Origin of the sequence: Candidatus Magnetaquiglobus chichijimensis, assembly GCF_045865675.1 — a bacterium.
Lineage (GTDB): Bacteria > Pseudomonadota > Magnetococcia > Magnetococcales > Magnetaquicoccaceae > Magnetaquiglobus > Magnetaquiglobus chichijimensis.
Genome location: NZ_BAAFGK010000003.1, coordinates 1 through 22,641, shown reverse-complemented (window position 1 = coordinate 22,641; position 22,641 = coordinate 1). Strand labels below are relative to the sequence as shown.

At 62.1% G+C, this 22,641-nt stretch carries 23 protein-coding genes; 10 read left to right on the top strand and 13 right to left on the bottom strand.

Translation table 11 applies throughout. The features are described from left to right. The first annotated feature begins 16 nt into the window (after positions 1-16). The gene (gene rph, locus ACOY6C_RS04430; protein WP_420904305.1) at positions 17-715 is read left to right on the top strand and encodes a ribonuclease PH; all 699 of its coding nucleotides are present in this window, start codon (positions 17-19) and stop codon (positions 713-715) included. Further along, a complete protein-coding gene (gene hemW / locus ACOY6C_RS04425) occupies positions 712-1,866 on the top strand; it encodes a radical SAM family heme chaperone HemW (protein ID WP_420904285.1) in 1,155 nt (384 codons plus the stop codon). Before rph ends, hemW begins: the two co-directional genes overlap by 4 nt. Positions 1,867-1,917: 51 nt before the next feature. Here hemW and aat read toward each other — a convergent pair whose 3' ends face one another. After that, on the bottom strand, positions 1,918-2,607 hold the full coding sequence (aat, locus tag ACOY6C_RS04420) for a leucyl/phenylalanyl-tRNA--protein transferase (RefSeq protein ID WP_420904284.1): 690 nt from the start codon (positions 2,605-2,607) through the stop codon (positions 1,918-1,920). 4 nt (positions 2,608-2,611) lie between these two features. Next, entirely contained in the window at positions 2,612-5,455 is a 2,844-nt protein-coding gene (gene polA, locus ACOY6C_RS04415) for a DNA polymerase I (RefSeq protein ID WP_420904283.1), read from the bottom strand. Here polA and ACOY6C_RS04410 point away from each other — a divergent pair. From ACOY6C_RS04410 to ACOY6C_RS04380, 7 genes are all read left to right on the top strand, one after another. Then, entirely contained in the window at positions 5,427-5,846 is a 420-nt protein-coding gene (locus tag ACOY6C_RS04410; protein ID WP_420904282.1) for a DUF2782 domain-containing protein, read from the top strand. The two genes, polA and ACOY6C_RS04410, sit on opposite strands and share 29 nt — an antisense overlap. 23 nt (positions 5,847-5,869) lie before the next feature. After that, entirely contained in the window at positions 5,870-7,075 is a 1,206-nt protein-coding gene (locus ACOY6C_RS04405; protein WP_420904281.1) for an MFS transporter, read from the top strand. 9 nt (positions 7,076-7,084) lie between these two features. Then, a complete protein-coding gene (locus ACOY6C_RS04400) occupies positions 7,085-8,191 on the top strand; it encodes a hypothetical protein (RefSeq protein ID WP_420904280.1) in 1,107 nt (368 codons plus the stop codon). A 240-nt stretch (positions 8,192-8,431) separates the two neighbouring features. Further along, positions 8,432-8,581 carry a hypothetical protein gene (locus tag ACOY6C_RS04395; protein WP_420904279.1) on the top strand — a complete coding sequence of 50 codons (150 nt, stop codon included), beginning with the start codon at positions 8,432-8,434 and terminating at the stop codon, positions 8,579-8,581. Continuing rightward, on the top strand, positions 8,578-10,833 hold the full coding sequence (locus ACOY6C_RS04390) for an AAA family ATPase (RefSeq protein WP_420904278.1): 2,256 nt from the start codon (positions 8,578-8,580) through the stop codon (positions 10,831-10,833). Before ACOY6C_RS04395 ends, ACOY6C_RS04390 begins: the two co-directional genes overlap by 4 nt. Next, entirely contained in the window at positions 10,830-11,735 is a 906-nt protein-coding gene (locus ACOY6C_RS04385; RefSeq protein WP_420904277.1) for a phosphate ABC transporter substrate-binding protein, read from the top strand. Before ACOY6C_RS04390 ends, ACOY6C_RS04385 begins: the two co-directional genes overlap by 4 nt. Before the next feature lie 349 nt (positions 11,736-12,084). Next, positions 12,085-12,696, top strand: a complete 612-nt coding sequence (locus tag ACOY6C_RS04380; RefSeq protein WP_420904276.1) for a DedA family protein — start codon at positions 12,085-12,087, stop codon at positions 12,694-12,696. 303 nt (positions 12,697-12,999) lie between these two features. Here ACOY6C_RS04380 and ACOY6C_RS04375 read toward each other — a convergent pair whose 3' ends face one another. The 9 genes from ACOY6C_RS04375 to argC form a co-directional block, all read right to left on the bottom strand. Beyond that, complete coding sequence (locus tag ACOY6C_RS04375) at positions 13,000-13,347, bottom strand: hypothetical protein (protein WP_420904275.1); 348 nt, start codon at positions 13,345-13,347, stop codon at positions 13,000-13,002. Between the two features lie 113 nt (positions 13,348-13,460). After that, positions 13,461-13,886, bottom strand: a complete 426-nt coding sequence (locus ACOY6C_RS04370; RefSeq protein WP_420904274.1) for a hypothetical protein — start codon at positions 13,884-13,886, stop codon at positions 13,461-13,463. Further along, positions 13,883-14,275: a RidA family protein gene (locus ACOY6C_RS04365; protein WP_420904304.1), complete on the bottom strand. Its 393-nt coding sequence runs from the start codon at positions 14,273-14,275 to the stop codon at positions 13,883-13,885. The genes ACOY6C_RS04370 and ACOY6C_RS04365 overlap by 4 nt, the downstream gene beginning before the upstream one ends. Positions 14,276-14,595: 320 nt before the next feature. Continuing rightward, the gene (locus ACOY6C_RS04360; RefSeq protein ID WP_420904273.1) at positions 14,596-16,758 is read right to left on the bottom strand and encodes a RelA/SpoT family protein; all 2,163 of its coding nucleotides are present in this window, start codon (positions 16,756-16,758) and stop codon (positions 14,596-14,598) included. A 91-nt stretch (positions 16,759-16,849) separates the two neighbouring features. Beyond that, positions 16,850-17,371, bottom strand: coding sequence for a DNA-directed RNA polymerase subunit omega (gene rpoZ / locus ACOY6C_RS04355; protein ID WP_420904272.1), 522 nt, complete (start codon positions 17,369-17,371; stop codon positions 16,850-16,852). Between the two features lie 34 nt (positions 17,372-17,405). After that, positions 17,406-18,038, bottom strand: a complete 633-nt coding sequence (gmk, locus tag ACOY6C_RS04350) for a guanylate kinase (RefSeq protein ID WP_420904271.1) — start codon at positions 18,036-18,038, stop codon at positions 17,406-17,408. Beyond that, positions 18,035-18,922, bottom strand: coding sequence for a YicC/YloC family endoribonuclease (locus ACOY6C_RS04345; RefSeq protein ID WP_420904270.1), 888 nt, complete (start codon positions 18,920-18,922; stop codon positions 18,035-18,037). The genes gmk and ACOY6C_RS04345 overlap by 4 nt, the downstream gene beginning before the upstream one ends. A gap of 411 nt (positions 18,923-19,333) precedes the next feature. Continuing rightward, entirely contained in the window at positions 19,334-19,594 is a 261-nt protein-coding gene (locus tag ACOY6C_RS04340; RefSeq protein ID WP_420904269.1) for a YfhL family 4Fe-4S dicluster ferredoxin, read from the bottom strand. 121 nt (positions 19,595-19,715) lie between these two features. Then, positions 19,716-20,762, bottom strand: coding sequence for an N-acetyl-gamma-glutamyl-phosphate reductase (gene argC / locus ACOY6C_RS04335; protein WP_420904268.1), 1,047 nt, complete (start codon positions 20,760-20,762; stop codon positions 19,716-19,718). A 113-nt stretch (positions 20,763-20,875) separates the two neighbouring features. Between argC and ACOY6C_RS04330 the strand changes: the two genes are divergently transcribed. Continuing rightward, complete coding sequence (locus ACOY6C_RS04330) at positions 20,876-21,358, top strand: hypothetical protein (RefSeq protein ID WP_420904267.1); 483 nt, start codon at positions 20,876-20,878, stop codon at positions 21,356-21,358. Between the two features lie 318 nt (positions 21,359-21,676). Here the strand turns inward: ACOY6C_RS04330 and rpsI are convergent, their stop codons facing one another. Both rpsI and rplM read right to left on the bottom strand, forming a co-directional pair. Then, on the bottom strand, positions 21,677-22,072 hold the full coding sequence (rpsI, locus tag ACOY6C_RS04325) for a 30S ribosomal protein S9 (RefSeq protein WP_420904266.1): 396 nt from the start codon (positions 22,070-22,072) through the stop codon (positions 21,677-21,679). Between the two features lie 35 nt (positions 22,073-22,107). Continuing rightward, entirely contained in the window at positions 22,108-22,542 is a 435-nt protein-coding gene (gene rplM / locus ACOY6C_RS04320; protein WP_420904265.1) for a 50S ribosomal protein L13, read from the bottom strand. Positions 22,543-22,641: the final 99 nt, after the last annotated feature.

Below are 22,641 nucleotides of genomic sequence, written 5' to 3'. Positions count from 1 at the left end.
ACGCCAACCAGACGAAATGCGGCCCGTGACCATCACCCGCCCTTTCAACCACCGCGCCGAAGGCTCCTGCCTGATCGGCTTTGGCCAAACCCGAGTCATCTGTACCGCCTCGGTCGAAGAACAACAACCACGCTGGATGAAAAACCAGAATCGCGGCTGGGTGACCGCCGAATACGGCATGATCCCCCGCGCCACCCACGACCGCACCACCCGCGAGGCGAGCCAGGGCCGTCAGGGCGGACGCACCCTGGAGATCCAACGGCTGATCGGTCGCTCGCTGCGCGCGGTCACCGACCTGACCAAACTGGGTAAACGCACCATCTGGATCGACTGCGACGTGGTGCAGGCCGACGGCGGCACCCGAACCGCCTCGATCACCGGGGGCTTCATCGCCTTCATGGACGCCTGCCGCTGGCTGGAAAAACAGGGCCTGATCAAATCCCTGCCCATCACCGATTTCGTGGCCGCGGTCAGTTGCGGCATGGTCAAGGGAACCCCTCTGCTGGATCTGAACTACAAGGAGGATTCCGACTGCGAAACCGACATGAATTTCGTGATGACCGGTAGCGGCAAATTCATCGAAATCCAGGGCACCGCCGAAACCACCCCCTTCACCCTCAACGAATTCAACGCCATGGCCAACCTGGCCAGCAAGGGAATCGGCGAACTGATCGCTCTGCAACGCAAAACCTTTCTGGGTGAGCTGTCCGCGTGACCGGACAGGCCGGCATCCCGATCACGCTCTACCTTCATCTCCCCTTCTGCATCCGCAAATGCCCCTATTGCGATTTCCACTCGCTCCCCGACCGACTCGGGGACGAGTCGGCCTATGTGGCGCGTCTGATCGAGGAGTTGCGCCATTGGCGCTCCTTCGCCCATGGGGATGGGCGACCCCTGCACGCGATCTTTTTCGGGGGAGGCACCCCTTCCCTGCTCAACCCGGCGGCCATCCAGACGATCCTGGACGCGGTGCGAACCCTGTGGCCCCTGGAACCCGGATGCGAAATCACGTTGGAGGCCAATCCGGAGTCGTGTCCGCGCGAGAAGATGCCCATCTGGCGCGAAGCCGGCATCAACCGGGTGAGTCTGGGGATTCAGGCCCTGGATGACGAGCGGTTGCGGCTGTTGGGGCGGCCCCACGATCGGGAACGTGCCCTGGATGCGGTGCAGGGGTTGTTGGAGGCTGGTTTCAGCCATCTCAACGCGGACCTGATTTATGCCACGCCGGGCCAGACCTTGGAGGCTTGGGAAGCGGAGTTGCGCGAGGCGGTTGGTTTGGGGTTGGGTCATCTCTCCGGCTATGCGTTGACGCTGGAGGAGGGCACCGCGTTTCAGCGTCGTTACGATGCCGGACGCATGGTGATGCCGGATGAGGGGTTGGCGCTCGAGTTCCTTGGGTTCACGCGGCGCTTTCTGGCCGGGCACGGCTATGATCCGTATGAGGTCAGCAATTTCGCCAAACCTGGGCAGGCGTGTCGTCACAATCGGAACTATTGGGCCTATGGAGATTATCTGGGCATCGGGTCCGGCGCGCATGGCAAGTGGCGCGACGAGGCGGGTGTGACCTGGCGCTGGGCCAATTCAACGGATCTGACGGGTTATTTACACGGATCGTTTGCCACGCCCGAGCCTTTGTCCAGGCGGGAGGTGGGGATGGAGTGCGTGATGATGGGGTTGCGGATGGCGGTTGGGGTGGATCGTGCGGGGTATCGGGCGCTCACGGGGGTGGATTTGGTGGAGGCGCGTGGCGCGCGGGTGTGGGAGTTGGTCGAGGCGGGGTTGTTGGAGGTGGATGAGGCGCGGGTGCGGGTGACGGAGGCTGGCGTGGCCTGTTTGGATGCGATCGTGGAGCGGTTGACCGGGTGACGGCGGGATGGATTCCCGTCATCAGGGAAGATCCGCCCGCAAACGTTTTTCTCACCGCCACATTCCCGCCGGAATCGGCCTGGCGACCGCCCGCCGCAACCGCGCCAGAAACCGATCCCTCGGAATCGGACGGGCCCCGAACCGCAACAGATGATCCGTGGCCACCTGACAGTCGATCAACTCAAACCCCATCTCCACCAACCGCCGCATCAGAAACACAAAAGCCACCTTGGAAGCATCCGTCCGTACCGAAAACATCGATTCACCAAAAAAAACCGCTCCCAATGCCACGCCATACACCCCACCCGCCAACAGGGGCAACCCGCTCTCCTCGTCCAGGAGCCACGCCTCCGCCGAATGGGCCAACCGCAACCGGTGCAGGCGAATGAAGGCACGCTCCATCTCATGGGTGATCCAGGTGCCACTCGCCTCCCGCGCGGCGGCACAACCACGAATCACCTGGTCAAAGGCACAGTCGAACGTGACGGTATACGTTCCCCGCCTGATGGTCTTCTGAAGACTGCGCGAAATGTGGAAATCACCCGGCTCCAACACCACCCGCGGATCCGGACTCCACCACAAAATCGGCTCCCCCTTGGAATACCACGGAAAAATCCCCTCGGCATAGGCGGCCACCAACCGCCGGGGCGACAGATCCCCACCCACGGCCAGCACCCCCTCGGGCTCGGCCAGACTCGGATCCGGGAAATAAGGCTCGGGCTGTAAACGAAAGATGGGCATGACCTCAATGCGCCTCGGCCCAGTTGGCGCCCACCCCCATGTCCACCCGCAAGGGGACCGACAGGTTCATGGCCTGCTCCATGGCGTCGCGGGTCACCGACCGGACCTGCTCCAGCTCGGTTTCGGGAACCTCCAGCACCAGCTCGTCATGGACCTGGAGAATCAGGCGGCTCTTCAAGCCCGCATCCCGCAAGGCACGCTGCAACCGGATCATCGCCAGTTTGATCAGATCCGCGGCAGACCCCTGCAACGGCGCGTTGATCGCCGTGCGCTCGGCCAGTTCGCGCAAATTGCGGTTGGTGTGATCGATATCCGCGACAAAACAGCGCCGTCCGCCCAGGGTCTCGACATAGCCATGCTCGCGGGCGAAGCGGATGGTCCGCTCCATGTGCGCCTTCACGCCGTTGTAGCGGCTGAAATAGAGGTCCATGTAGTTGAAGGCCTCGCCCACCGAAATCCCCAACCGCTTGGCCAGACCATAGGGACTCATGCCGTAGATCAACCCGAAATTGATGGTCTTGGCCAGGCGCCGCGCCTCGGCGTCCACCTGATCCGGCGCGGAACCGAACAGCTCGGCGGCGGTGGCGGCGTGGATGTCCAGCCCCTGCTCGAAGGCGGCCTTCAAACGCGGGATGTCGCCCAGATGGGCCAACAGCCGCAACTCGATCTGGCTGTAATCCGCGGAAAGCAGCACCGAACCGGGCGGCGCGATGAAGGCGGCGCGAATCGCCTTGCCCTCGGGACGACGCACCGGGATGTTCTGCAGGTTGGGATCCGAGGAGGAGAGCCGACCGGTCAGGGTGGCGGCCTGGTTGTAACGGGTGTGGATGCGTCCGGTGCGCGGATCGAGCTGGGCGGTCAGGGCATCGGTATAGGTGGATTGCAGCTTGGTCAGCCCCCGATACTCCAACACCAGACCGGGCAGTTCATGTCCCTCCTCGGAGAGCCGGGTCAACACCTCGACATCGGTCGAAAAGCCGGTCTTGGTGCGCTTGCCCCCCTTGATCCCCATGCGGTTGAACAGGATCTCCCCGAGCTGCTGAGTGGAGTTGATGTTGAACTCCAGACCGGCCTTGTCGTGGATCTGACGGGTCAGGGCAGCGCGGCGCACGGAAAAATCCTCGGAGAGCCGCTCCAACGCGGCCCGATCCACCAGGGCGCCGGCCAGCTCCATCTCGCCCAGCACCGGGATCAAGGGCCGTTCGACGGTTTCATACAGCCGCGTCAGGGAGGGCACCTCGGCCAGGCGCGGGGCCATTCTTTCGGTCAGAAGCCAGGCCACCTCCGCATCCTCGCAGGCATACGGGACCGCCTCGGACAGGGCCACCCGATCGAAGGTGACCTGCTTCTTGCCGACGCCGGCAACCTCCTTGAAGGAGATGGTCTGGCGTCCCAGCTCGGCCAGGGCCAGGGCATCGAGATTGTGCCGCCGCGTCTGGCCGTGCAACAAGCCGGAAAGCAGCATGGTATCGCTGCCGATCCCGGTCAGGGTGATCCCGTACCGGCGCAGGATGGCGTATTCGAACTGGCTGTTCTGGCCGTGCTTGGCGATGCGCGGATCCTCGAGAATCGGCTTGAGATCCGCCAGCACCCGCTCGCGGGCCAACTGACCATCCGGCGCCGCCTCGGGAACGTGTCCGACCGGGATGTACCACGCCTCCCCGGCCCGCCAGGCGATCGACAAGCCCACCAGCTCGGCTTGGGAGGGGTCCAGACCGGTGGTTTCGGTGTCCAGGGCAAAAGCCGGACGCAGACGCAACCGCTCGAGAAACCCCGCCCAGGTGGCGGCATCGGTGATCGCCCGATAACCGCTGCCAGGGAGTTCGCCCGTCGGCTCCAGCGGGTCGGATGGCGGGTCGGTCCGCCCGGGCGGGGTGATGCCACCGGCTGACTGATCGCCTGGGACTTGACACGGGTCGGTCCGCCCGGGCGGGGTGACGCGCTCCGCGCCTGCCGGCGCCCAGCGATCCAGATCCCGCAATTCGGAGAGAAACTCCATCTCGGTCAACAACGCCCGCAACGCCTCCCGATCCGGCGGGCGACGCTTGAGCGCCTCGGGCTCGAAAGGCAGTTCCATGGCGTCATCGACCGTCACCAGCCGCAGCGACAACCACGCCAGACGGGCCACCTCGGGATCGCTCAGGGTCTGACGCAACGCCGGTCGGCTCACCTCGGCCACGCGGGCGAACAGGGTTTCCAGATCGCCGAACTGCCCGATCAGACCGGCGGCCAGTTTCGGTCCCACCCCCGGCACGCCGGGAATGTTGTCCGAGGTATCGCCGATCAGCGCCATGGCCTGGGTGAGCCGCTCCACCGGCACGCCCCATTTCTCCTGGACTTCGGCGGGTCCGATCCACTGCTCCTTGCCGGGATCGAGAATCCGGATCCGCTCGGAGACGATCTGCGACAGATCCTTGTCCCCGGTCACCACCACCACCTCCCACCCGTCGCGTTCGGCGGCGCGGGCCAACGTGGCGATCAGATCATCCGCCTCGTGCCCCCCACGCTCGAAGATCGGCACGTTCCAGGCGCTCACCAGCCGCCGGATCACCGGCACCTGCGCCTTCAGATCATCGGGCATCGCCTGACGGTTCGCCTTGTACTCCGGATAGATCCCGTGCCGGAACACCGGACCCCCGGCATCGAACACCATGCCCAGGTATTCCGGCTTGTGATCATGCACGACCTTGCGAATCATCTTCAGGAAGCCGAAAATGGCATTCGTGGGAAAACCATCGCGTCGGGCCAGTTGCTTGACGCCGTAAAAGGCCCGGTATAAAAATCCGGAGCCATCCATCAAAAACAGCCGGGGTGTTGTCATGAAGTCCAGATCATCCTCCATCGTCATTCAGGGTCGCCTGACCGCCCGTTCGCCGTTTCTGGCCCTGCTCGTGGCCCTGCTCGTGGCGCTCTCGACCACCGGTCTCGCCCGGGCCGCCGAGGTCCGCGCCGGGGGCCATCCCATCCCCGCCAAGGGACCGCTGGTCTCGGAGCTGCGCGAAGAGGTGGAGTCCGACAAACCCGGACACATCACCATCATCCGCAAATACGAGGATGCCCAGGGCAATCAGGTGCGCGAATTCAGCTCCCAGGGCGCGGTCTATCAGATCCAGGTGGTGCCCGCCAACGGACCGACCTACTATCTGATCGACACCGACGGCGATGGTCTGTTCGAGTCGCGCAGCAACGGTTATGAACCCTTGACCGTGGTTCCGCAATGGGTTCTGTTCCGCTATTGATCCATCCCGCCTGACCGCCACCTTTGACCACCTCCGTTCGCCGCTGGCCGATCGCCGGTTTCTACGCCTGCTACTTTGCCGTGGTGGGCGTCTGGATCCCCTATTGGCCGCTCTATCTGGCCCATCTGGGCCATGGCGCCCAGACCATCGGCCTGTTGACCGCCCTCACCCAGTGGATCCGCATCCCGGCCCCGCCCTTCTGGGGCCACATGGCCGACCGGGGCGGTCGCCATCCGGTGATCCTGGGCACCAGCCTCGGCGCCCTGGCCGCGTTTTCGCTGTTTTTCATGGACTCCAGCCTGCTCTGGATCTTCGGGGTGACGGTCCTCTACAGCCTCTTTCACACCGGTCCGCTCGCCCTGGTCGATGCCACGGCCATGGAACAATCCATCGCCCGCCACTGGGATTACGGACGCCTGCGCCTGTGGGGATCGTGGGGGTTCATCGTCTGTTCCCTGGGCGGCGGCCCGTTGAGCGACCAGTTCGGGCTCGGCGCCATTCCGATGCTCATCGCCCTGCTGCTGGCTCTGACCGCGCTCTGCACCACCTGGCTGCCGCGCACCTCGATCCGCCACGACGCGGGCATCCGCTTCTGGACCCTGTTCGAGCGGACCGACGTGCGCTGGTTCTATTTCAGCGCCACCATGATGCAGTTCTCCCACGGCGGCTATTATGGTTTCATGTCCCTGCATCTGCAACACCAGGGATTCTCGCGCACCGCCATCGGTCTGTTGTGGGCGATCGGGGTGCTGGCCGAGGTGATGTTGATGCGCCATTCGCGCGCCTGGATCGAACGGGTCGGCGTGGCGCGCCTGCTGACCCTTTCCCTTCTGTTGGCCACGCTGCGCTGGTCGGTTTATGCCACCACCGTGGAGCTGGTCTGGTTGGTCGGCGCGCAACTGCTGCATGCCTTCACCTTCGGGGCCTTTCATGTCGCCTCGGTGCGGCGCGTGCATGATTTCGCCCCCGAGTCCGCGCGCGGCGTGGCCCAGGGGTGGTTGGCGGCCCTCTCCTACGGGGTGGGGGGCGGCATGGGCATGGCCCTCTCCGGAGTGCTCCTCGAACAGGCCGGCCACACGGCCATGTTCGGCATGCTGGCTCTGGCCGCCGGCGTGGGCACGCTCGCCTCGCGCCGCTCCGAACGGTTGCTGGCGGGTCACGCCGCCTCCATCCCCACCCTCACGGGATCCGAATCGCCCGATCCCCGCGACCCTCCCTGGAACCCTTGAGATCCGGACATGAACCCAATCCCTCCGCCTCCCGTTGCCGTGATCCCAAGGCCGGACTTGAAAGCGATGCTCGGACTGGCGCGCACCCTGCGCCGTCTCGCCCTCGCCCATCCGCATCCCCTCCCGGATGCCCCGGATACCGCCCGCTTCGATCCGGGGCACGAGGCGGTGATGATGGGCTACGATTTTCATCTCACCCCGGAAGGTCCGCGGCTGATCGAGATCAATACCAATGCGGGTGGCCTGTTGATGGCCCACGAAACCCGCCATCCGGATTTCGCCGCCCGGGATCCCGCCACCACCCGGAACGATCGGCGCCTGACGCGCCTGATCGACACCTTTCGTACCGAAATGGCCCTGTTCACGGGGAGTCCGACGCGCGTGCCCGGTCTGATGGCGATCCTCGACGAACAACCCGAGGCGCAATTCCTTTACCCCGAGATGGTGGTCGCCGCCCGACTGCTCGCCGAGGCCGGCATGCCGTGTCGGATCGTCGCTCCCGACCAGCTCGACGCGCGCGCGGACGGGGTGTTTCTCGACGGGCAACGGGTGGAGCTGATCTACAACCGCCACTGCGATTTCCACCTCGAAACCCCAACCCTGGCCAGACTGAGAACAGCCTGGCTCAACCGTCAGGTCTGTCTCACCCCCAATCCGCACGCCTATGGCCTTCTGGCCGACAAACGACGCCTGATCGGCTGGTCGGACCCGGATCATCTGCGCGCGCTCGGCTGTTCCGAAACGGAGGTCGCCCGGATCGCCACCCTGGTGCCCCGGACCCGTCTGCTCGCCTCCCTGGATCCCGAGATGGTCTGGAAGGAGCGCGCCCGCTGGGTCTTCAAGCCCGGCTTCGGCGGTTTCGGCGGACGCGGGGTGCTGATCGGCGACAAGATCAGCCGAGCCCGCTTCGCGACCCTGGATCCGGCCACCACGCTGGTGCAACGTCATGTTCCGCCGGCCTTGATCCCGGTGGCGGGTGCATCGCCTCTCAAGAGCGATGTGCGCCTGTTCATGTACCGGGACCAACTGCTGGGAATCGGCGTGCGCGGCTATCGCGGTCAGGTGACCAATTTCCGGGAACCAGGCAACGGTTTTCTGCCGGTTCGAATCGATTGATCGTCTGGCAGGGTTTACCAGACCGAATAAAACCCGTAAACTTTCAAACTGGGGGAGGACCCCCCAACCCCCACCGTGGATCACGCTTTCGACGATCCACGCCGTACGGGGGATGATTCATGCTCCAATGTGAATGCGCAAGCCCGTAATCGCGCGACCGATGACACCCCACCGCGAGGTGAACCGATGCCTGCCCTTGATCCCTCCTCCAACGACGTCCTCTTTCGAGTCCAGGACCCCGTGCAACTCCTTGAAATCCATGCCCAGGAGGAGTTGCAGCGCCGCAAGGCCGCCAATCCCTCCCTGGACCTGACACTCCATCAGGATGCCGTGGAGCTGCTGATGTCCCGTTTGAACGCCCCGCGTCCCACCATGGAGGGCGTGGCATGATCATCCGCCGTCTGCAATCCGAAAATATCCTCCGCTTCAAAAAACTCGACCTCGACGACCTGCCCGCCGCCGGTCCGATTCTCATCACCGGACCCGACGAGGCGGGGAAATCCGCCCTCCTGGAGATCCTGTGTCTCGCCCTGTTCGGACGCAGTGCCAATCTCGCCGACGAGGCGGTGGCCAAGGCGGTCCGCTGGGGCGCGGAACAAGGCTCCATCCAGCTCGATTTCAGCCTGGACGATCACACCGCCTATACCCTGATCCGCCATTTCGACAATCAGGGCGGTCAGGATGCCCTGCTCAAGCGCAGCGGCGAAGAGACCCCCCTGGCCCACGGCGCGGAGTCGGTCGATGCCACCCTGGCCACCCTGCTGGGATTCGGCTTCGAAACCTACATCGATACCCTGTATCTCACCCAGGGACGCCATGCCCACCACGCCCGCGGCCTGGGCACGGTCAAGATGCTCTCCGGCATGACCACCCTGGAAAACCTGGCCACCACCCTCACCCAGGAGCGGATGGCCATCGGTCAGAAGATCGAAGCCCGGGTGCGTCGTCAGGATGAGCTGAAAAACGAGATCACCGGATTGAATCTGATCGAGGAGACCCTCGGTCAGCTGGAAGGCCGACTGAAGGCGGCGCGCAACCGGGTGGCGGTGGCGGTGGCCGCCATCGAACGGTGGCTGGGATTCGATGCCGGCGTGGTCCAGGCGGGTCGGCGCATCGAGGCGGCCTGCAACCGGATGATCCAAACCTCGCCGAACATCGGCGTGGCCAGCTGGACGAGCCGTTGTCAACAGCTCGATCACAGCCTCAAGGAGATCGAAAGCATCTGTCAGGGTGGCCACTTGAGCGAGGTGGAGGTTCCCGCCGGTCCGGTGCGTCAATGGCATGCCAAATCCCGTGCCCGTCTCGATTCGCTGGGCGGGATTCTGGCCACGGTGGTTTCCGAACAGAACCGGCTGGCCAGCTGGCTCGGCGAACCCACCTCCAATCCGGTCGAAGCGCCGACCCTGGCGCATGAGAATACCGAACTCGAGCAGGCGCGCCAAAAAGCCAGCCGAACCCGTACCCATCGTGGTTGGGGGGTGGTGGTGTTTCTGATTCTGTCGCTGGTGGGCGGGCTCTGCACCGCCCTGACCTGGCAGATGACCCATCATCCCGGCTTCGCGCCCGATTTGAATGCCCTGCTGACCCGCCTGCTGCCCGCCTGGCCGCTCTCCCCCATGGTTCTCGGAGCGCCGACGCTGCTGTTCGCGCTGCTGACGATCTGGAACCTCATCAAACGCTTTTCCGCCGGCAGTCGCCTGCAGGCCATCTCCCAGGCTGGACAAACCATCGAGTCACGCGCCGCCCAGGCCCGTCAAACCCTGGAAACCCTGCGCGACGCGGCCAACCGCCCGGTCAAGGAGCAGATGGAGATCCTGTTGGGCATGGAGGGTACCCCCTGGTCCGATGCCTTGAAAAGCTGGTCCATGGCGGATGGCCAGCCGTTGTTGGATGCCGGGCTCATGGAACAGGAGCTGAACGAGCTTGGGGAGCGGTTGAAGCTCTTCCAGGCCGAACACGCCCTGTTGCGCGAAAAAAGTCAAGCGCGCGTGCGCATGGCCAAGGAGGAGCATGCCGCCCATCTGGCGGCGGTGGCCACCCTGGAGAGCGAGGTGGAGAACGAACGGAGCAGACGCCGCGAGCATGCCCGTCTGCTGGCTGCGGTGGCCTCCTTCGAAAACGAAAATCAGCGCGATCGCCGCGCCATCGAGGTGCGACGCATCGCCGAATCCCTGTTGAGCGGCTGCGCCACCCAGTTGAAAAGCGATTTTCTCCACGAAACCAACCGGCTCGTGGCACGGGCCGCGCCCCTGTTCACGGGTGGACGGTATCACCAGCCGCGTCTCGACGGAGAGCTGAATCTGGCCATCTTCTCCGTGGTCAAGAACGATTTCATGCACATGGAGGAGCTTTCCACCGGCGTGCGACGTCAGTTGACCCTGGCGTTGCGTCTGGCGTTGTGTCAGGCGTTGGCCGCGCGCACCCAGGCGGTCCATTTTATCGCCCTGGATGAACCGTTCGCCTATTTCGACCGGGAGCGGGCACGCGCCACCCTGACGGCCTTGATCCACTTCTCCGATCAGCTGCCGCAACTGTGGATCACCGCCGAAACCTTCGAGCACGAGACGATCGCCTCGTCCCGTCTTATCACCTGTTCCGTGGATGCCGACACCCTGACCCTTTCCGCGAGGTCTGGCCCGTGACAATCGTTCCCACCTCTCTCCGCCGGCTTATCCTTGCCCTGCTCTTTCTCGTGATCGGCGCCATGCCGTTTCCGGCCTGGACCGGCGAGCACGAGGATGCGGGCAAGGTGATTCGCATCAAGGGTTCGGATACCCTGATCAAGGCGCTCAAGGAGTGGGCACGCATCTATCCGGAGAAAAATCCAGGCATGCGCGTCGAGGTGAGCGGTGGCGGTTCCGGAAACGGCATCGCCGCCCTCATCAACGGCCATGTGGAGATCGCCTCCGCCAGTCGGTTGTTGCGCGAACGGGAGTTCAATCTGTTGTCGCGCAAGCGCGTGGGACAAATTCCGATTCCGCATGTGGTGGGACGCGACGCGGTATCCGTGATCGTCCACCCCGACAATCCGATCAACGGCCTGGCCTTGCACCAGCTCACCGATATCTACAGCAAGGTCAACCGTTCCCTCACCTGGGGGGATTTCGGGGTCAAGGTGCCGGAGTGTCCGGATCAGAAGATCATACCGATCAACCGCAAGAACAACTCCGGCACGTATGTCTTTTTCAAGCAGACCATCTTCGAAAAACGTGAGCATTTCGATTCCCAGATACTCAGCATGGACGCTTCGGAGAGTCTGGTCAGCATGGTGGGTCAGATGCCCTGTGCGATCGGTTATGTGGGCATGGCCTATGTGACCAATACGGTCAAGACCCTGTGCATCTCCAGGGAGCAGGAGGCCAATGCCCCTTGCGTTCCTCCCACCACCGCATCCACCATGGATCAGGCCTATCCGTTGGCCCGATCCCTCTATTTGTACACCCTTGGCGAGCCGCGACCGGAGGTGGCGAAGTTCCTGGAGTGGGTGCGCGGACCCGAGGGGAGGGAGATTCTCACCCGATCCGGATACATTCCGCCGCCGTAATCCATGCCGATGTCAACGGTTGCAGGGAACGGGGGAGCAAAAATTCCCGACAGAGGGGGGTTGGAAACGGAGTCTCCAAGGTTTTGGTTTTGATTCTGGCGCGCTCTTCACAAAAAACGATTTTCACCTCTTGACCATGGAACGCCCTGACAGGAATTTCCTGGTCGGGGGGTGAGGGGGGACTCCCCCCATCATGCAAGTTAATGAAAATCGCTGGCGCGCCACCTTGGCCGCCGGGTCGTTTTGCGCCGTTTGCAAAACGACCCCGCGAACATGACCCTGAAAACTGACCGGCGGCGATTTTTCATGCCGCGCGCACTGTACCGCATCACCAAGGAACGTTAAACAGATGATTGAGACCCTGGAAGGTTTTTTGCGGGATTATGGTTACATCGTGCTGTTCGTCGGCACCTTCCTCGAAGGGGAGACCATGGTCTTGATTGCCGGCTATCTGGCCAAGGCCGGGGTATTGGATCTCAACTGGGTGATCCTCTCCTCGTTTGCCGGAACCTATCTGGGCGATCAGACCGCCTTTTTCATCGGTCGGCGCTGGGGTCATCTGTTGATCAAACGGACCAGCAGCGAAAGTTGGAAGCGACGTACCGAGCGGGTGATGTATTTATTGGATCGTTACAACACCTGGTTCATCATGGGGTTTCGTTTCATCTACGGGGTTCGCAACGTCACGCCATTCGCCCTGGGGGCCTCTCCGATCGCCGCGATTCGTTTCATGTTGCTCAACTGTCTGGCCGCTTTCATCTGGGCCACCAGTTTTGGTTATGGTGGCTACATCTTCGGCCATGCCATGGAGGGATTTCTGGCCGACATCAAACACTATCAGTTCTATTTCTTCGGGGGTGTGGGTGTGGTGCTGATTGGGATCTGGGCGAGGAAGCGGTTTTTCAAGCGTGAAGCGGCCCCGGCGGTGATGGAAGAGCGTGCCGAAAATTCCGTGCCGTAGGTGAATGGCCACGGTGGGATAGCCGCCTCCGGCGGCCTGTTTGCAGGCCATGTTCGCGGGATCGTGTCGCCAAAGACGCCAGATGATCCCGCAGCCAAGGCGGCGAATTTTGCCATGGAACATGGCAGGGGGGGTTAGGGGGGTTAGGGGGGTTAGGGGGGGTTAGGGGGGTTAGGGGGGTTAGGGGGGTCTCCCCCCATCATGCAAGTTACCATGGAACTTCCGAAGGGAGGTCCATGGCAAGGGGGGTTAGGGGGGCTCCCCCCATCATGCAAGATCCCGTCCCGTTACCCTTTTACCCCCTCACTCACGCTCCACCGCACACCGCTCCAAATACCCGGCAATCCGCTCCACCCCAACCCGCGAACCGGCCACCGTCGATCCCTCCCCACCCGCGACAGCCGATACCTGAATCGCCTCGGCATTGCCCACCACCTCCGCCTTGCGCGTGCAGGTGTAAACCGACAGATCCACCACCCAACCATCCGCCACCATCCGACGGTATAAACATTCCGAAAGCCCTTTGTAATGCCCGGCATGGAGCACCTGATGCTCCGGCACCCCCGCCCCACCCGCACGCGCCACGCAACCAGCCATGCACAACGATCCAACCGTGCCAACCAACAATGCCATGCGTTTGATGCGGGTCATGTCACGATCCAAATTCCAGGTCACCGGTATCAAAACCATCGAAAATTCCACGTCAGGGGCCATGCCCTCCGGTCCAGCATGCGACTGACCGCTTCCAACCCGATGCGCACCCCTCACCACCCCTTGCCCGGCTCATACCCCGGACTCGGCAGATAGCGGCGTCCATCACGCCCCACAGGGGAGGGCTCTCCACGCTCACCATCCAATCCGGTCACCACCACCACCCGGCCACCCACCGCATTGGGATTGGCGATGCAAACCGACCGCACCACTTCGGCCCGTCGGCGACAGGCGGCCACGTCCGCATGGATGCACTCGGTACGCCAACTCTCCACCAGGCAATAAGGGGCGCCACCCACGGGTTGGATCATCTCGGCCTGATTCAGCTCGCATCCCCCCTGTTTCCCCGCTGCCTGAAGACACGACGCCACATCTCCGTATCCACAGTGCCGACCGGAAAAATCGGTGGCGCAGAACAGACCCGCCCAAGCCGATCCGCTCCAGAAAAGGATCACCAGCAGTCCGGGCAGGTGTTTCATCCCGCGGACTCATACTGGATATGGGCCACCACATCCATCTCCACCCGTGCCCCCTTGGGCAGGGCAGCAACCCCCACGGTGGCGCGTGCCGGATAAGGGGGCTTGAAACAGCGGGCATAAACTTCGTTGACCGTGGTGAAATCGTTCATGTCCACCAGGTACAGCGTGGATTTGACCACCTGTTCGAATCCGGATCCGGCAGAGGCCAGGATGGCGCCGATGTTCTCCAACACCCGTTCCATCTGTCGGGAAAGATCCCCTTCCACCAGCATTCCGGTTGTCGGGTCCAACGGAATCTGTCCGGAAACGAACACCCACTCCCCGACCCGTACCGCCTGGCTGTAAGGTCCGATGGCTGCGGGTGCGCGGGAACTCTCCACCTGACTCAATCCGCTCATGCCTTGATCCTCCGAAGGTATCAGAACACACCCATTGCGGGATCCAGGGGCCATTGATCCCTGGTGGAATCCAAGGGCAAAGCCCTTGGAACGTTGCCTTTGTGAGCGCTCTTCGACTTTATGGGGCTCTGTTCGCTTGATCGTTTCGCCAAAAACGTGAAACGATCAAGCAGCCGAGGCTGCGCGCACGCGATTTTCACAAACTGGGATGACGGGCAACCCCCCCTCACCCCCGACCGTGGACCTCCCTTGCGGGCAAGGACGCAAACGTTGAAGATCCCGACTCGCGCGCCGTCTCCCCAACCTTTCCCCTACCCGCCTCGAATCCGATCCACCCCGAACACCTCCTTCAGGGCACGCAAATTATGCTGCGCCTGATTCAACTCCTCCACCCCGGAAACCTCCACCATCACGATCAACACACACGGATCCCGCTCCCGATCCCAGACATGCACACTGGCCACGACCGCCTTGGCCGCGGTCACCGCCTGGGAAACCAACGTGATGATCTCTCTCCGGTTCTTGGCCATCACCCGCAAACGGGTCCGGTAACGCTGCTCCAGGTCGGCAGGCCAGTCCAGATCATCCATCCACCGCTCCGGCTGCGCGATCAGAGGGGTGAGATTCGGACATCCCCGCGCATGAATCACAATGCCACGCCCGGTGGTGATGATCCCAACGATGGAATCCCCCGGAACCGGTCCACAACACCGGGCCGTGCGCACCTCGGTGCGGGTCGGCAGCGACTTGAGACGCACCTCCGAACCACCCTGAGGATCAACCTCGGCCAACGCTTTCTCCCGCTCCTCGGAAGTCGGCGGGAAGAGCGCCTGCGCCACCTGCACCGGCGACAACCGGGATCGCCCGATGCGGGCCAACAACTCCTCATCGTTGGGCAACCGGAAATGCTCGGTGGCCCTGCGCACCAGCTTGTCGTTCAGCACCGCACCCTTGCCGGCCTTGCGCACCTCGCGTTCCAGCATGTTGCGACCAAGCGCCACATCACGCTCGCGCTCCTGCACCTTGATCCAACGGTTGATGCGATACTTGGCGCGCGACGTCACCACAAAACGCAACCAGGCCGCATTGGGCCGCTGGGTCTTGGCGGTCAGGATCACCACCTGATCGCCGGTGTGCAACATGGTATGCAACGGCACCATGCGACCGTTCACCTTGGCACCCTGACAGTGATCCCCCACCTCGGAGTGAACCGCATAGGCAAAATCGATCGGCGTGGCCCCGACCGGCAGGGTGATCACATCCCCGGCAGGGGTGAAGAGGTAAATCTCGTTCGGAAAAAGATCGATTTTGACGTTCTCGACGAACTTGCCAACATCGTCTTCCTTCTTGTGGTTCTCCAGCATGCGCTGCAACCACTCGTAGCCGGTGGGACCCGAGTGCTTGCGCTCGACGATGCCGTGTTCCTTGTAGGTCCAGTGGGCGGCCACCCCGCTTTCGGCCACCTGATGCATCTTGTCGTTGCGAATCTGCACCTCGATGCGCTCGCCGAACGGACCGATCACCACGGTGTGCAACGATTGATAGCCGTTGCTCTTGGGCAGGGCGATGTAATCCTTGAACCGTCCCGGAACCGGCGGAAACTCGCCGTGAATCATCCCCAACACCCGATAGCAATCGGCTTTCTTCTTGACGATGATCCGATAGCCGACAACATCGTACATCTCGTCCAGGGTGATGCTTTTCTGGATCAGCTTGTTGTGAATCGACCAGAGATGTTTTTCGCGACCAAGCACCTGGCCAGAGATGCCGTGCTTGCGCAGATGCTTCTTCAGAAGGGTGACCACCTGTTGAACGATATCCGCGCCACCCTTGCGGCGTTTGGCGACCTCCTTCTTGAGGGACTCGTAGGCATCGAAATCGAGCAGGCGGAAGGCGTGATCCTCGAGTTCGTTCTTGATCCAGTAGATGCCGAGCCGATGGGCGATCGGAGCCTGGATTTCGACGATATCCTGGATGGCCTGACGGGGAACCGGCAACGGCGCGGGAGCGCGCGCGGAGAGATGGCGCATGCGCCACAGACAGATGGCCAGACGTACCAGGATCACCCGGACGTCCTTGGCCATCGAAAGGATCATCTTGCGGAACTCTTCCGCCTGGAGGGTGTTTTTGGGGCGCGCGGGCAAAAGCGAAATCCGCGATACCCGCTCCACCAGAAAAGCCACATCCTCGCCGAACTCATCGCGGATGCGCTGCAGATCGGTCCAACCCGCGGTCAATGCGTCAATCAGCAGCCCCGCAGCGATCGAGGCGACATCCAACCGCAACTCCACCAGAATCGCGGCCACGGACAAGGGTTCGAACGGAGTGTCCAGCTCGCCGATCCGACACCCCGCCGGCTCCCGATCCCCATGTTCGACCAGAAAAAGACGCAAACGTTCCAACAGCGCCTGATCAGCGCCCGGATGATACCCCAGAATCCGGTCCACCAACGCGGTCCACTGTTCCCCGTTCACCTCAATACGCCCTCCGCCGCCAAGGCTCAAGGGTCAAACAACCACCTCACCCGCCAACCCCGATTAAGCCAGATCGGGGCTGGTTGGCGGCTCAACCATCCTCTTCGTCGATCATCAGACCGGAATCGGATCCCAAACCCGAAAAACGCTCCTCGTCCACGCCAGGAATGCGCATCTCCTCGGCCATCAGGGCACGGGCATCCGAGTCCGGATCCAAATCATCCTCATCCCCCAGCACATCCAGCGCCGTGGCCAGCAGATCAAGATCCTCCTCGCCCTCGCCCAACTCCTCATCCCCCTCGTCGTCCGAATCCTCGTCGCGATCATCCCCCACCAGGGAACGGGCCATGGCCATGGTCTCCTCGGGAACAAGCATCAGCTCCTCCTCCGGCTCGTTGACCATCAACCGCTCCTCCTCGGCCATCAGTTTTTCCAGGTCGAGAACCCCAGCCGCGATCTCGCGCAACGCCAGCACTGTATTCTTGTCGTTCTCCCGCGCCAGCGCCGACTCACCGCCCGCCGTCAACTGCCGCGCACGCTTGGCCGCCATGATCACCAGATCGAAGCGGTTGTTGACGTGATTCAGACAATCCTCCACCGTTACACGAGCCATGCTCTCACTCCTCTATTTCAATGCAACGACAACATCACAAACCAAAGGTCTCCAGAATATCCTGAATCCGGCCCTTGGCCCGACCGCGGCGCAACCGCTCCACGGTCACGATCGCCGCCAGTTCGTCTCCGGCCCGATCCAGATCGTCGTTGATGACGATGTAATCGTACTCGTTCCAATGCGATACCTCGGCGGCGGCCTCGGCCATGCGCCGTTCAATGACCTCGACAGCATCCTGACCGCGCGCGCGCAACCGCTCCACCAGATGGTGGTGGGAAGGGGGCAGAATGAAGACGCTCACCACATCCGCGCCTCCCATGTTGGCGCGCACCTGCCGCGCCCCCTGCCAATCGATGTCCAGCACCACCACCTGACCACGCGACAAAGCCTCCTCCACGAAGGCGCGCGAGGTTCCATAGTAGTTGCCGAACACCTCGGCCCACTCCAGAAACGCACCTCGAGCGATCCGTTCCCGGAAACTCTCCGCATCCACGAAGAAATAGGCCTCGCCCTCGCGTTCCCCGGGTCTGGGCTGGCGCGTGGTCGTCGAAACCGAGGTCAGCAAACCTTCGTGACGCCCATTGAGAATGCGTGCCAACGTACTCTTCCCCGCGCCCGACGGCGCGGACAGAATCAAGACGAAACCCTTGTCCCCATATTTCATCATTCCAGATTCCGCGCCTGTTCACGAAGTTGTTCGACCAGAACCTTGATCTCAACCCCCAATTTCGACACCGCGTGATCCTGCGCCTTGGAACACAGGGTATTCCCCTCCCGATTCAGCTCCTGACACAGGAAATCCAACCGCAACCCCACCGGCTGATCGCCGGCAAGCAGGCTCTCCATCTCACGCAGATGCACCCCCAACCGCTCCACCTCTTCGGCGATCTCCATGCGGTTCAACAGATAGGCCAACTCCCGCGCCAACCCTTCGTCCATCCCCTCGCGCGCGCCGCCCACGAACTCTGCCACACGCTCACGCAATTTCCGCTCCACCACGGCCCGCGCGCCGGGCATCGCCCCCTTCACCTCCGCGATCCGCCCCTGCAACGCCTCGATCAGCCGCCGCAACACCTCAACCAGCGCCCGTCCCTCCTCGGCGCGGGCCCGATCCAGATCATCGCAAACCGACTCCAGCAGCTCCAGAATCGCCTCCTGTCCCGCCGTGCCGAGCAACTCCGCGGCCAACCGCCGCTCGCTCGTCATCCCCGGCCAGGAGAGCAGCCGATCCAGACTCAGCGGCATCCGCTCCACCCCCGGTCGCGCCGCAAGCTCCGTCATCCGCCGCTCCAGATCCAGCAGCGCTTTCAACAACGTCTCATCCATCTCCATGCGCCGGGTCGCGCCTGGATCAACCCCCACCGTGAACACGCACTCCAGATGACCGCGCGCAAACCGCTGCTTGAGCCGCTTGCCCGCCTCGATCTCCAGGGCCTCGCACCCTTCGGGCAGCCGCATCGACAAATCCAAGAACCGATGATTCACCGATTTGACCCGCCAGGCGATACGCGCCTCGCCGATCATCCGCTCCCCGCTCGCAAATCCCGTCATGCCCCGTGGCATCGTCCGCTCCCATCCCCTTCCGGAAACGCCCCGAACCGGCAGCTCCTTCCACGCCATCCCGCGCCTGGATGGGCACACGCCTTCCATCCCGTTCGTCCCGCGTCTGGATGGGCCATGCGGGCGTGGTCAGGCCTTCCATCCCGTTCGTCCCGCGCCTGGATGGACCATGCGGGCGTGGTCAGGCCTTCCATCCCGTTCGTCCCGCGCCTGGATGGGCCATGCGGGCGTGGTCAGGCCAACACGCCTTCCATCCCGTCATGTTGGCAAGCCCACACCCCGCGACCGCTCCGCAAGAAAAAAGGGGCGCACTCGCTCCCGGATACGCCCCTTCTTCCGCCGCATCTGCCTGCCTGTGCCGAACGTATCAGGCGTCAGCAGGCCATCCATCGTGCATCGCCATCAATTGGCGTGAATGGTTTCGTACTTGGCTTGCAGGGCTTCCTTGGACTCTTCGTGATCCGGGTCCGGCTCGATGCACTCCACCGGACACACCTCGACGCACTGCGGCTCGTCAAAAGCGCCCACGCACTCGGTGCACAGGTCCGAGTGAATGAAATAGATGTCCCGATTCACGTCCGAACCGTCGCTGATCGCCTCGTTGGGGCACTCGGGCAAGCAGACGTCGCAGTTCGTGCAATCCTCAGTGATAATCAATGCCATGGTTGCAACTCCTTTGATTGGTTTCTTAACGCAAGACTACACCGGAAATCTCCCGGAAAGTAAAGCTTGTTAGCAGACTTTTCCCCGCATGGCAAGCAAAACCGCTCCGGCATCACCACGGTCACGGATAGAGCGGCAACTGCTCCAATCCCGCCGTTTCTTCCACGCCCATCATCAGGTTCATGTTTTGCACCGCCTGACCGGACGCCCCCTTCACCAGATTGTCGATCACCGACATCACCACCAGCCAGCCGGTTCGTTCGTCCAACGCCACACCCAACACGCAATGGTTCGAACCACGAACCTGCAACGTGGACGGATGTTGACCCACCGGCAGCACCTCCACGAACGGTTCGTCCTGGTAGTGGGTAGCCAGCAAATCACGCCATTCGTGTTGCGTCAAGGGAAGACGAGGCCGAACATAGCAGGTGGATAAAATTCCCCGGCTTTGCGGGATCAGGTGGGGAGAAAAGCGCACCTTGAGCGTCGTGCCCGCCACGCGCCCCAACTCCTGTTCGATCTCCGGGGTATGGCGATGACCGATGGTCTTGTAGGCCCGGAATCCCTCGGCCACCTCCGCGTAGAGCGAATCCTGCTTGGCCGACCGACCCGCGCCGCTCACCCCGGACTTGCTATCGAGGATCAGGGTTTCGGTTTCAATCGCCTTTTCTTTAAGCAGGGGCGCCAAGGCCAGGAGAATCGAGGTCGGATAGCAGCCCGGATTGGCGATCAGGCGTGCTTTCTTGATCGCCTCGCGTCCGGTCATCTCGGGCAGGCCATAGACCGCCTCGGTCAAAAGATTGGGTGCGCGGTGGGCTTCGCCGTACCAGGTGTGAAAGATATCCTCGTCGCGCAAACGAAAATCTGCGGAGAGATCCACCACCCGTGTGCCCCGTTGCAGCAGTTCCGGCACCGCATCCATGGAGGTCAGGTGTGGCAGGGCGCAAAAAGCCACATCGCAATCCGTCGAGGATTTGAAGTCGGTCAAGGGACGACAGATCAGATCGGGCAAGGCGCCGAGGTGGGGAAAGACCTCCGCCAGGGGGCGTCCGGCGTGGCGTTCCGAGGTGACGAAGGCGATGCGGACCTTGGGATGGCGCGCCAGAAGGCGGACCAGTTCACCTCCCGTGTAGCCGCTGGCCCCGAAAATGCCGACAGCGATGGTCATGGTTAACTTCCTTTGTGCAAGGTATCCGATCTGTGGAACCCCAATTTGTGGAGTCCAGAGGTCTGCGATGGCAGGTCCGGGGCCCCAAACAAACTGGCGGGGTCCAGGGGCCAATGGCCCCTGGTGGGATCCAAGGGCAACGCCCTTGGGACTTTTTCTTTGTTTTTTCGACTTTTGCTCTTGTCTTTGCTCTTGTCTTTGCTCTTGTCTTTGCTCTTGTCTTTGCTCTTGTCTTTGCTCTTGTCTTTGCTCTTGTCTTTGCTCTTGTCTTTGCTCTTGTCTTTGCTCTTGTCTTTGCTTTTCGCGCGCTTTTCACGATAAGCCATTTTTCGCGCCTTTTGCGAAAAATGGCGCAAGCGCGCGCCGTCTCATGTGCCATGAGTCGTTGCCGATTTTGGGCAACGACTCATGGCGAATTGCCCGCCTGGAAACATGCCGCCTCCGGCGGCCTGCTTTTTGGGCCATGTTCGCGGTATCGGTTTGCAAAAGACGCAAACCGATACCGCAGCCAAGGCTGGCGCGAATTTTTTCACAAAAACCGTGAAAAAATTTCTTTCGAAGACGCGCCTAAAACAATATCAAAATACAAGCAATAGCAGAACTCAAACAAAGTCAAAATCATATAAAGTCAAAAGCAAAACCTCGGAGGCTCTGCCTCCGAACCTCCGCCGGGGACCTTCGGCCCCCCGCCCCCCGCAACGGTTTGATTCCCAACCGCCAAAGAAACTCAGACCCGTCCCACCAAAACCTCGGAGGCTCTGCCTCCGAACCTCCGCCGGGGACCTTCGGCCCCCCGTCCCCCGCAACGGTTCGATTCCCAACCGCCAAAGAAACTCAAACCCGCCCCACCAATAAAAAAGGGAGGCGTATCGACGCCTCCCCCATCCGATCTTCCCGATTCTTCGACCGCAATATCAACGCTTCGAATATTGCGTGCTCTTGCGGGCCTTGTGACGACCGTACTTCTTACGCTCGACACTACGCGAGTCACGGGTCAAAAATCCACCCTTTTTCAACACCGCCCGATAAGCCGGATCATACGCCACCAAAGCACGCGCAATACCATGCTTGATCGCACCCGCCTGCCCCGACACACCACCACCGGCAATGTTCACCGTGACATCAAAACGCTCATCGGTCTGGGTGACCGTAAATGGCTGCCGAGCAATGATACGCAAACCAGCACGGTCAAAATAAGCATCAATGCCAATTTTGTTGATCAGCATCTTGCCATCACCCGGTTGAATCCAAACCCGGGCAATCGCCTCCTTGCGTCTTCCAGTGGCATACGTGGCGTTGGTCAAAGACATGTCCGATCCATCCTCGTGTAACGTCTAACCGCCCATCAATCCAGGGCGAGAGGTTGCGGCTTCTGGCCAGCGTGCGGATGCACATCACCCGCGTAAATCTTCAACTTGCGACCCAACTGACGACCCAAAGTGTTCTTGGGCAACATGCCGATGATCGCATTCTGCAACACCCGCTCCGGATACCGGCCACTCAACACCGTGGCCGCATTGGTGGTCTTGAGTCCACCAGGATAACCGCTGTGCCGATAATACTGCTTGTCCTCCAGCTTGGAACCGGTCAGACGTACCTTGTCGGCATTGATGATCACCACGAAATCGCCAACGTCCATATGAGGCGCGAAGGTCGGCTTGTGCTTGCCACGCAGACGATGCGCCGCCAGACTGGCCACACGCCCCAGAACCTTGTCCGTGGCGTCGATGAGAATCCAATCGTTGACGATCTCTTTGGATGAGGGGGTGAAGGTTTTCATGGAACCAAGAACTTCCTTCAAAGGATTTTTTCAGTCCCCGATCGGGCATCATGTCAGCTTGAAGGACATGTCGCCCGATCGGAAACCAGAATAAAAAAA